Origin of the sequence: Propioniciclava sp., assembly GCF_029977985.1 — a bacterium.
GTDB lineage: Bacteria > Actinomycetota > Actinomycetes > Propionibacteriales > Propionibacteriaceae > Propioniciclava.
The window spans coordinates 1-9,454 of sequence record NZ_JARKOT010000260.1 but is presented as its reverse complement, the minus strand read 5'-3'; the positions used below and the strand labels follow the sequence as shown (position 1 = coordinate 9,454).

The 9,454-nt window shown below is 72.9% G+C and carries 7 protein-coding genes, 1 tRNA gene and 2 pseudogenes; 6 read left to right on the top strand and 4 right to left on the bottom strand.

Features of this window, described 5'->3' with window-relative positions; all coding sequences use genetic code 11:
- Both Q1K57_RS14110 and Q1K57_RS14105 read left to right on the top strand, forming a co-directional pair.
- Positions 1 to 141: pseudogene (locus tag Q1K57_RS14110) on the top strand (IS630 family transposase); the annotation flags it as partial.
- 394 nt (positions 142 to 535) lie between these two features.
- Positions 536 to 2,326: an ABC transporter permease gene (locus tag Q1K57_RS14105; RefSeq protein WP_300083699.1), complete on the top strand. Its 1,791-nt coding sequence runs from the start codon at positions 536 to 538 to the stop codon at positions 2,324 to 2,326.
- A 15-nt stretch (positions 2,327 to 2,341) separates the two neighbouring features.
- Here Q1K57_RS14105 and Q1K57_RS14100 read toward each other — a convergent pair whose 3' ends face one another.
- The 4 genes and pseudogenes from Q1K57_RS14100 to Q1K57_RS14085 all read right to left on the bottom strand — a co-directional run bounded on the left by Q1K57_RS14100 (position 2,342) and on the right by Q1K57_RS14085 (position 6,617).
- Entirely contained in the window at positions 2,342 to 3,007 is a 666-nt protein-coding gene (locus Q1K57_RS14100; protein WP_300083697.1) for a DUF1707 domain-containing protein, read from the bottom strand.
- Positions 3,008 to 3,039: 32 nt separating this feature from the next.
- Entirely contained in the window at positions 3,040 to 4,317 is a 1,278-nt protein-coding gene (locus Q1K57_RS14095; protein ID WP_300083701.1) for a thymidine phosphorylase, read from the bottom strand.
- A gap of 54 nt (positions 4,318 to 4,371) precedes the next feature.
- Positions 4,372 to 5,886, bottom strand: a pseudogene (locus tag Q1K57_RS14090) (carboxyltransferase domain-containing protein); the annotation flags it as partial.
- The gene (locus Q1K57_RS14085) at positions 5,883 to 6,617 is read right to left on the bottom strand and encodes a 5-oxoprolinase subunit PxpA (protein WP_300083695.1); all 735 of its coding nucleotides are present in this window, start codon (positions 6,615 to 6,617) and stop codon (positions 5,883 to 5,885) included. The pseudogene Q1K57_RS14090 and the gene Q1K57_RS14085, both read right to left, overlap by 4 nt.
- A 38-nt stretch (positions 6,618 to 6,655) precedes the next feature.
- Here Q1K57_RS14085 and Q1K57_RS14080 point away from each other — a divergent pair, with 38 nt between their 5' ends.
- The 4 genes from Q1K57_RS14080 (at position 6,656) to Q1K57_RS14065 (ending at position 9,339) form a co-directional block, all read left to right on the top strand.
- Positions 6,656 to 7,321, top strand: coding sequence for a hypothetical protein (locus Q1K57_RS14080; RefSeq protein WP_300083694.1), 666 nt, complete (start codon positions 6,656 to 6,658; stop codon positions 7,319 to 7,321).
- 82 nt (positions 7,322 to 7,403) lie between these two features.
- Positions 7,404 to 8,219: a fumarylacetoacetate hydrolase family protein gene (locus Q1K57_RS14075; RefSeq protein WP_300083692.1), complete on the top strand. Its 816-nt coding sequence runs from the start codon at positions 7,404 to 7,406 to the stop codon at positions 8,217 to 8,219.
- On the top strand, positions 8,216 to 9,190 hold the full coding sequence (locus Q1K57_RS14070; protein WP_300083690.1) for a type II CAAX endopeptidase family protein: 975 nt from the start codon (positions 8,216 to 8,218) through the stop codon (positions 9,188 to 9,190). Before Q1K57_RS14075 ends, Q1K57_RS14070 begins: the two co-directional genes overlap by 4 nt.
- Positions 9,191 to 9,267: 77 nt before the next feature.
- Positions 9,268 to 9,339 (top strand) — tRNA-Gln (locus tag Q1K57_RS14065).
- The last annotated feature ends 115 nt before the right edge of the window (positions 9,340 to 9,454 follow it).

The window sequence follows — 9,454 nt, the reverse complement described above, 5'->3', positions numbered from 1 at the left end:
ACTCCGTCCCCCAACTCATCGCAGCGATCCGAGCGTTCATCACCGGCTGGAACGACCGCTGCCACCCCTTCACCTGGACCAAGGACCGCCGACGAAATCCTGCCCCACGCCCGTAAACGAACCTCAGACGCGGGACACTAGTGGATGCCTTCCTGCTACTCGTTGACCTCGGGCAACGATGTGCACAGCGCTGAACTGGCCGTCGGTGGCCGGGCCCACGTGCCGGTCATGGTGTCCTACCCCATGTGGTCGCGGCGGTCGATCCGGGCGAGGAGGCGAAACTCGTCGGGTTGGACGCCGCGACCGCGGCCGGTCGCGCCCTGACGGCGGCCGACACGTGGACACCAGCGACGTACGTGCCCGGGGAGTACAGCATGCCGGGCGCCGGCTCGCACCCGCCCTACGCGCCGGCCGTGCTGGCCAGCGGCCAGGACGCCGACTACACCACCGTCATGACCGTCGACCGGTTGTCCGACGCCGACCTGGCGGCCTTCGCCCTGCACGATCCCCGCCAGGAGGATACGACCCGGAGCTCATGGCGCGCAGGGAGGCGGTCGAGTCGACGCATCTGGTGCTCGAGGGCGGCGACGTGTACGCCGGCTGGTTGGCGATGCGGCCGCCCAGCGAGGCGGCACCGGCAACCGACGGTGACCTGTCGGGGTTCGTCTGGCTCGACAGGCTGACGCGGCTGAGCGGGGTCGGCTTCGAGCCCGGGCAACCCCTTCGGCCCGTGCCTGCCGTTCCCGCCTCGGTGCCGCTGACCGAGTACCCGCCCCTGACGGTCCTCGACACCTCCTACCGCAGGGGGACCCAGGTACGCGCAGGCCGCTCCGGCGACCTGGCTGGGTGCACCACCCGCGCGGATGGCTGTTGGGGCGGCGTGGGCCTGCAGGTGGTGGGGCACTTCGACCCGGCGCTGCTGCGGCAGGGCGGCGAGCTCGGCAGGGTGCCGCTGGAGGAGTACCACTCGGCCGTGATCGACGCCGCCGACGACGCCACGCAAGACGCCCTCGGCGCCGACACGCTGCGCCCCGACCTCAACCCGTACGGCTACGCGCAGATGCCCCCGTCGATCCTGGTGCCCATCGCAGCGCTGCCGATGTTCACCTCGGCGGGGGGTGACGTGGCGTCCGCCGCGCCCGTGAGCGCCGTCCGCGTCCGGGTGTCCGGGGTCACGGGCATGGATGCCGCCAGCCGCGAGCGGATCCGCCTGGTCGCCGAGCGCATCCAACAGGCGACCGGGCTCGAGGTCGACATCACGACGGGTTCGTCGCAAGTTCCCCAGCGGGTCGCGTTACCGCCGAGCCAGCTGGGTGTGCCCGCCCTGAGCCTCGACGAGATGTGGAGCAAGAAGGGCGTGGCCCTCGCGATCGCGGACGCGCTCGACCAGAAGAGCCTGCTGCTGTTCACGCTCATCCTCGTGTCGGCGGCGCTGACGGTGGGGGTGTCCGCGGCGGCGGCGGTGCAGGCGCGGCAGCGCGAACTCGGCACGCTGGCGTCACTCGGGTGGTCGTCGGGCCGGTTGACGGCCTCGGTGCTGCTCGAACTGGGTGTGATCGGGCTGGCCGCCGGGGTGCTCGGCTCCGCGTTGGCCTGGCGGCTCGCGTCGGCCCTCGGGGTCGAAGCCGGTTGGTGGCGTCCGCTCGTGGCGGTGCCGGCCGCGCTCGTGGTGACGTTGTTCGCCGGTCTCGGGCCGGCGCTGCGGGCTGGGCGGACGCGGCCGATCGAGTCCCTGCGGCCCGTGCTCGCGGGCGCCGGTTCGGCGCGCTGGCGGGTGGGCGGCGCCACGACGTTGGGTCTCGCCCAGGCCGGACGCCGCCCCGGACGGGTGGCGTTGGGCGCCCTCGCGGTGGCGCTGCCCGTGGCGGCGCTGACGTTGCTCGCGGGGATCGTCCAGGCCTTCCAGGGGGCAGTGGTCGGCTCGGTCCTGGGGGATGCGGTGTCGTTCCAGGTGCGGACGCCCGACCTCATCGCCGGCGCGTTCCTCGCCGCGCTCGGGGCGGTCGCCGTGTCGCTGATCCTGTTCCTCGGCGTCCGGGAGGACGCCCGCTCCTACGCCGCCCTGAGCGCCGCGGGGTGGCGGGACGCGATGCTCGGCTGGTCCGTAGCCACCCAGGCGCTGGTGATCGCCCTGGTGGGCGGCGTGGTCGGGGCCGGGTTGGGCGTCGCGGGGCTGGCCCTTCTGGCCGGTCCGGTCCCGGCGTCCGGGTGGGCGGTGGCTGCCGGCGTCGTCGCGGGCGCGCTGGCGGCGTCGGTGGTGTTGGCGCTCCTGCCGGCGGTCGCGCTGGCCCGCCAGGACACCGCCCGCCTCCTCGCGGAGGAGTGAGGCTCTGCCGGGGCGTCAGTTCTTCGCGAAGATGCCGCCGCCGCGCTCGAGGCGGCGCTGGCGCTGCCAGGTGTCGAAGCGGTTCGGGTGGCGCGCCTTGATGTCGCCGAGCGACCCCTTGCCGCGGACGACGAGCAGCGGGTTGCGGCCCGACGGGCGCGGCACGACGGACGACTTCACCGTGCCCATCCCCTTGGTGACCCTGCTCATATCGACGCCCCAGCCGTCCGGGACGATGAACACCGCATCGCCCGCTCCCCCCTGCACGACGACGTCGATGACTTCGGCCGAGAGGCGGGCGTCCACAAAGTTGAGCTTCACGTTCGCCGCCACGGGGTGAAGCTCCATGAAGGGCGGCACCTCCCACGGCCCGGCCCGGACGACGTCGTCCCAGCGGGCCAGGAACACCAGGGGCTCCTGCCACGTCCAGCCCGGCTCGCCCGACCGCACCGCTGCGGCCACCGACGGGTTCACCGCCGTCTCGAGCTCCGACGGCGGCAACAGGTCGGCCAGCAGCGGGCGCAGGTCGTCGCGGGTCTTCGCCTCGAGGGCTGCCTCGATGCGCCCGTCCAACTCGGCGAGGGTGAGCCGCCCGTCGGCCGCCGCCTCGCGCAACGTCTCCACGGCTTGGTCGCGCTCGGCGTGGCCGATGCGGATCGAACCGGAGTCGCGCGTGCTCATGCGCGCCAGCCTACCCAGCCCGGTCGGACAGGTCAGACGATGCGCTCCAGCACCACCGGGGGGGTTGCGGCGGCGTCAGGACCGATGACGACCGCGTCCGCGAGGGCCTCCTTCGCCCGATCGAACCGCTCCGGCGTGTCGGTGTGCAGTGCGAACAGGGGCTGGCCAGCAGTGACGGGGTCGCCGACGCCCGCGGCCCACGTCACGCCCGCAGCGGCCTGGACCGGGTCTTCCTTCCGCGCCCGGCCCGCGCCGAGCCGCCAGGCGGCGATGCCGACGGCGAAGGCGTCCATCGACTGGATCACCCCGGACGCGGGGGCCGTCACCACCTCGACCTCACGCGGGGCCGGCAGGGGGGCGTCCGGGTCGCCGCCCTGGGCGCGGATCATGGCCTTCCAGGTGTCCATCGCCTTGCCTGAGGCCAGCGCCTCGGCCGGGTCGGTGTCCACCCCGGCGGCGGCCAGCATCTCGCGCGCCAGCGCCAGCGAGAGTTCCACGACGTCGGCGGGACCGCCGCCGGCGAGCACCTCCACCGACTCGGCGACCTCGACGGCGTTGCCCGCCGACCGGCCGAGCGGGGACTCCATGTTCGTCACCAGCGCCACCGTGTTCACGCCGGCGGCCTTCCCGAGGTCGACCATCGTCCGGGCCAGCTCGACCGACCGGTCGAAGGTCTTCATGAAGGCGCCCGCACCCGTCTTCACATCGAGCACGAGCGCTCCGGTGCCCTCGGCGATCTTCTTGCTCATGATCGAGCTCGCGATGAGCGGGATCGCCTCAACGGTCCCGGTCACGTCCCGGAGCGCGTAGAGCTTCTTGTCCGCCGGGGCGAGCCCAGAGCCGGCCGCGCAGATCACCGCGCCGACCTCCTCGAGCTGACGCATCATCTCCTCGTTGCTGAGCGCGGCGCGCCAGCCCGGCACCGCCTCGAGCTTGTCGAGCGTGCCGCCCGTGTGGCCGAGCCCCCGCCCCGAGAGCTGCGGGACGGCCACGCCGCACGCAGCCACGAGGGGCGCGAGCGGAAGCGTGATCTTGTCCCCGACGCCGCCCGTGGAGTGTTTGTCGGCGGTCGGTCGGGACAACGTGCTGAAGTCCATCCGTTCGCCGGTGTCGATCATGGCCTGGGTCCAGGTGGGCAGCTCGCGGGCGTCCAGGCCGTTGAAGAAGATCGCCATGGCCATCGCGGCCATCTGCTCGTCGCCCACGGCACCGTCGGTGTAGGCGTCGATCAGCCACCGGATCTCGTCATCGCTCAGGTCACCCCCGTCGCGCTTCGTGCGAATCAGGTCGACGACGTCGAAGGTGCTCATGGCTGCGAGTATGGCAGGCGGAGGCCGCCCCCACTCGGCGCGCACGAAGCGCACGGTGCCCCCGGGCCTGACCTGCGCGAGGGCGTCCAGGCCTGCGGCGTCCACGACGCCGATGACGGGGTACCCGCCGGTCACCGGGTGGTCGCGGCCGAACACGACCGGCAGTCCGTCCGCCGGCACCTGAACCGCGCCCGCCACGGTGGGCTCCGACGCGAGTTCGCCCTCGCGGGCGCGGGCGAGCGGCTCGCCCGCCAGCCGGACGCCCACCCGGTTGCTCGCCGGTGTCACGGTCCACCGCTGGGCGAACAGCGCGGCGACGGCGTCCCACGTGAACCAGTCGTCGCGCGGGCCCAGACGCAGGTTGAGGGTCACGTCGCCGGGGGGTCCGGACGCCGCCGGTGCGCTGCCGAGCGCTCCCGCGGCCCGGTCGCCGACGGCGAGCGCGTCGCCGGGTCGCAACGGCGGAGGACCCTCGCCGGAGAGCAGGTCGGTGGCCGCCGAGCCGAGCGTGCGGGGCGCCTCGATGCCACCGCGGACCGCCACGTAGCTGCGGAGCCCGATCGCCGGCTCCCCGAGCACGAGCACGTGGCCGTCCGGCAGCACGAATGGCCGCTCGACCGGCGGATTGTATTCGCCGGTGGGGTGGGTTCCGGCGGCGAACAGGGTGGGGTCGGCGCCGGTCACGGCGAGCACCTGGTCGCCGATGGCCTCCAGCGCGAGCCCGCCCAGGAGGGCCTCGATAAGGACCGCTTCGGGGGCGTTACCGACGAGGGCGTTCGCGCGCGCCGCGGCCGCGGCGTCCGCTGCTCCCGACTCGCTGACGCCGAGATGGGCGTGGCCGGGGCGGCCGGCGTCCTGGAGGAGAGCCTGCGGCCCTGTGGCCCGGACGCCGAGGCCGCGCCTCGCCCGCTGGGCCGGCGGGGGTGGCGGCGGCGTCACATGCACGGCGTCGCGGACCGCGACGTAACGCACCCGCTGGCCGGGGGCAACGAGCGCCGGCGGGTCGCGGCGGGCATCCCACAGCACGGCGGGGGAGCGGCCGATGAGCTGCCACCCGCCCGGCGAGGCCCGCGGGTAGACCCCCGAGAACTCCCCGGCGAGCCCAACGCTCCCTGCGGGCACCATCGTGCGGGGCGTGGCGCGGCGGGGCACGTCGAGGGTGTGGTTCTCCCCGATGCAGTAGGTGAACCCCGGCGCGAACCCGCCGAACGCGGCCGTCCACAGCTGGCCGGTGTGCGCCGCAACGATGCCGTCGGTCGACAGCCCCGTCAGACGGGCGACGTCCGCGAGGTCTTCGCCGTCGTACACGACCTCGATCGGGATGACAGAGCTGCTGTTGGTCGAGCTCGTCCAGAGCTCGTCCAACGAGCCCAGCGAAGCGACCAGCGCGCGGGCGGCGCCTGCGGCGTCCGGATCGACGGCGCGGACCAGCAGGGTGCGCGCTGCGGGCACGAGGTCGACGACACCGGGCGGCCGGGCCGCGCGGAGAGAACGGTGGAGGGCGAGGACGGCCGCAAGGGTGGGGAGTTCGACGAGGAAGGCGCGGTCGCCGACGGGGAGGAGCCTCATGCGAAGGGTGCCAGCTCGACGCCGGCCGCCTGGAGCGCCACGCGCACGGCGCGGGCGATCGCGACGGCGCCTGGGGTGTCGCCGTGGACACAGATGCTCTCGGCGGGGATCCGCACCGGCGATCCGTCGACGGCCTCGAGGACGCCGTCGGTCGCGAGGCGGACGACGCGGGCGGCGATGGCGGCGGCGTCGGTCAGGACGCTGCCGGGCCGGCTGCGCGGAACGAGGGTGCCATCGGGGGCGTAGGCGCGGTCGGCGAACGCCTCGATGACCGGCCGGAGCCCGCGGGCGGTCGCAGCGCGCTCGATCGCCGAGTGGGGCAAGCAGAGCACGGGCAGCTCGGGCAGCACCTCCGCGAGGGCTGCGGCGACGGCGTCCGCCTGCTGCTCGTGGTGGACGATGGCGTTGTAGAGCGCTCCGTGCGGCTTGCAATAGCGGACCTCGGCGCCCGACTCCGCAGCGACGGCGACGAGCGCGGCGAACTGATCGAGGACGGCCCGGTGCAGTTGGCTGGGCGGCAAGTCGATGAAGACGCGCCCGAAGCGGGCCCGGTCGGCGTAGGAGACGTGCGCGCCCACCGCGACCTCGTGCGCGGCGGCAGCGGCCACGGTGGCCCGCATGGTGTCGGCGTCGCCGGCGTGGTAGCCGCACGCCACCGAGGCGCTCGTGACGACCGCCATCATGGCGGCGTCGTCCCCGATCGCCTCGCCGGAGTCGGCGTTGAGGTCCATGGGGTCAGTGTGGCAGGCGGTTGTGCCAAGGTGGACGCATGCCGGACGCCGCCCCGCAGCAGCTCGTCCTCCACCGTTTCTCGGTGAAACCGCACCACCTCGACGTCTGGCGGGCCGCGTGGCCGGACGAGGTGGCCCTGCGGCGTCGGCACGGGTTCACGTGGCATCGGGCGTTCGTGGAGACCCACGCCGAGCCCAAGGTGACATGGCTGTACGCCCACGACGACCCGGCCGCGGGGGAGGAGTCCTTGGCGGCCGACCCGGACTACCAGGCACTCGTGGAGCACCTGCGGCCGCATGTGTTCCGCAACGTGCTCGTACGCCCGGTGCGAGGCGAGATCGTGACGGACGCCGTCACCGAGCGCCTGGCGATCATGCGGCGGTATTCGATCACGGGGGACTGGGCGGCGTTCTTGTCGCTCTGGCGGCGGATCGTGGCCGTGCGGGCGGCGTACGGCTTCGACTGCCTCTTCGCCGTCGCCGACGAGCCGGCGAACCTGTTCACCTGGGCGTTCGACTTCGCCGGCACGTGGGCCGAGTTCGCCGACGCGCAGAAGCCCTACTACCGCGATCCGGCCCGGGTGGAACTGCGGGGCGTGTTCGACTTCATGGCCGACTACCAGATCACGCCCGCCGAGCAGGTGCCCATCCCGCCGGGTGATTCTGATCTCGCCGGAATCGATGCACCTGAAACGCCACACTGACACGATTCACCCCCCTCCACTCCGCCGATATCAGAATGGTGGCGGCCACGGGGCGGTGAACCGGCGCCATTAGGGTGGTCCCATGCGTATCGCCCGCTTCGTCCACGACGACACCCTCGGCTTCGGCACGGTCGAACTCGCCGAGGACCGCGGGGAACACCCCGACACGATCTCGGTCCTCAACGGCGACCCGCTCGTCCAGCCCGTCCAGTACACCGGCGAGCGGTTCCTCCTCGACGACGTCCGGCTCGTGGCGCCGGTGATCCCACGCAGCAAGGTCGTCGCCATCGGGCGGAACTACGCCGCGCACGCCGCCGAGTTCGCTCACGACGTCCCCGAGACGCCCATGATGTTCCTCAAGCCGAACACGTCCGTCATCGGCCCCGGCGAGCCCATCGTGTACCCCACGCAGACGCAGGCCGTCGACCACGAGGCCGAGCTCGCCATCGTCATCGGCCGCATCTGCAAGGACGTCCCCGCCGAGCGCGTCGGCGAGGTCATCTTCGGCTACACCGCGGCGAACGATGTCTCCGCCCGCGACCTGCAAAGCGCCGACGGCCAGTGGGGCCGCGCGAAGGGCTTCGACACCTTCTGTCCACTCGGCCCGTGGATCGTCACGCACCTCGGCGTCGCGGAGGCTTCCGACCTGGGCATCCGCGCCACCGTCACCCGCGACGGCGCGACGATCGAACGCCAGTCCTCCACGACGGCGAACATGGTGCACGGTATCGCAGACCTGGTGTCCTTCGTCTCCTCCGTCATGACCCTCCTGCCGGGCGACGTCATCCTCACCGGTACCCCCGAGGGCGTCGGGCGCATCGAGCCGGGCGACACGGTCACCATCGAGATCGAGGGCATCGGCGCGCTCGCGAACCCTGTCACCCCGGCCCAGGGATGAGCACGCTCGTCGCCCGCACCGCGACGGCGAAGGTTCCGCCCGGCGTCGACTACACCGGCCTCATGCGGACGCCGTCGGCGTCCGTTCCCCAGAGCCTCCTCGGTGTGACGCTCGGTCTGCTGAGCTTCGTCGTCGCCGCGCCGCTGGTCATCCAGGCCCTCGCGGGCGCCTACTGGCTGGCGGTGGGTCGCCCCGGCGACTTCGCCGGCACCTACCGCGCCCTCGTCGCCTACGAGATCCCCTTCGGGCTGGCCGCCTACCAGCTCGGGCTCGCCGTCCTGATCCCGATCGCCGTCGGCTTGGCGCTCTTCCTCCACCGCGTGCGGCCGGGCCACCTGTCCTCGGTGCTCGGACGGATCCGCTGGCGCTGGTTCGCAGCCACGTTCGGGCTCGCCGTGATCACCCTCGCCATCGCGCTGGCCGCCCAGCACTTCGCCGGGGCCGACGCCGCCGCGTGGGTCCTCAACCCGCAGGAGGGCTGGTGGGCGTTCGTGCTCGTCATGCTGCTCACGACGCCGCTGCAGGCCGCCGCCGAGGAGTACTTCTTCCGCGGCTATCTCCTGCAGTCGCTGGGCTCGATGGTGCGAGCCCCGTGGTTCGGGATCGTCACGTCGGCGGCACTGTTCACCGCTTTCCATGCCTCGGGCAACGCCGCGATCGTCGCCGACCGCTTCGCGTTCGGCCTGCTCGCCGGCTGGCTCGTGTGGCGCACGGGGGGCCTCGAGGCGGCCATCGCCGCTCACGTCGTCAACAACATCGCCTCGTTCACCATCGCGGCACTCACGAGCTCGATGGCCCAGATCAAGGCGACCACCGAGGTCACGTGGGAGATCGCCGCCTGGGACGTCGCCCGCTTCGCCCTCTTCACGCTCGCCGTCTGGCTCCTCGCCCGGCGCTGGAATCCGGAGCGACTGACCCCCGTCCCGATCCGGACGCCGAAGCGGAAAGGGCGCCGGGGGCGTCCGGTTTGAGCCGGGGCAGTCGCGTGCACTAAAGTTGTCTCTCGCTGGCGAGCCTTGGCCGGCTATCCGCCCCCGGGTGGATGTGAAGGGGTATGGGGTAATTGGCAGCCCGCCGGATTCTGGTTCCGTCAGTCTAGGTTCGAGTCCTAGTACCCCTGCTGGGAGGCGATTTCCGGCAGCCGCTGCGGCTCTGGTAGGGTCTCCCGAGCGTTGAGAAGCGCACTGGCCCCGTTGTGTAGCGGCCTAGCACGCCGCCCTCTCAAGGCGGTAGCG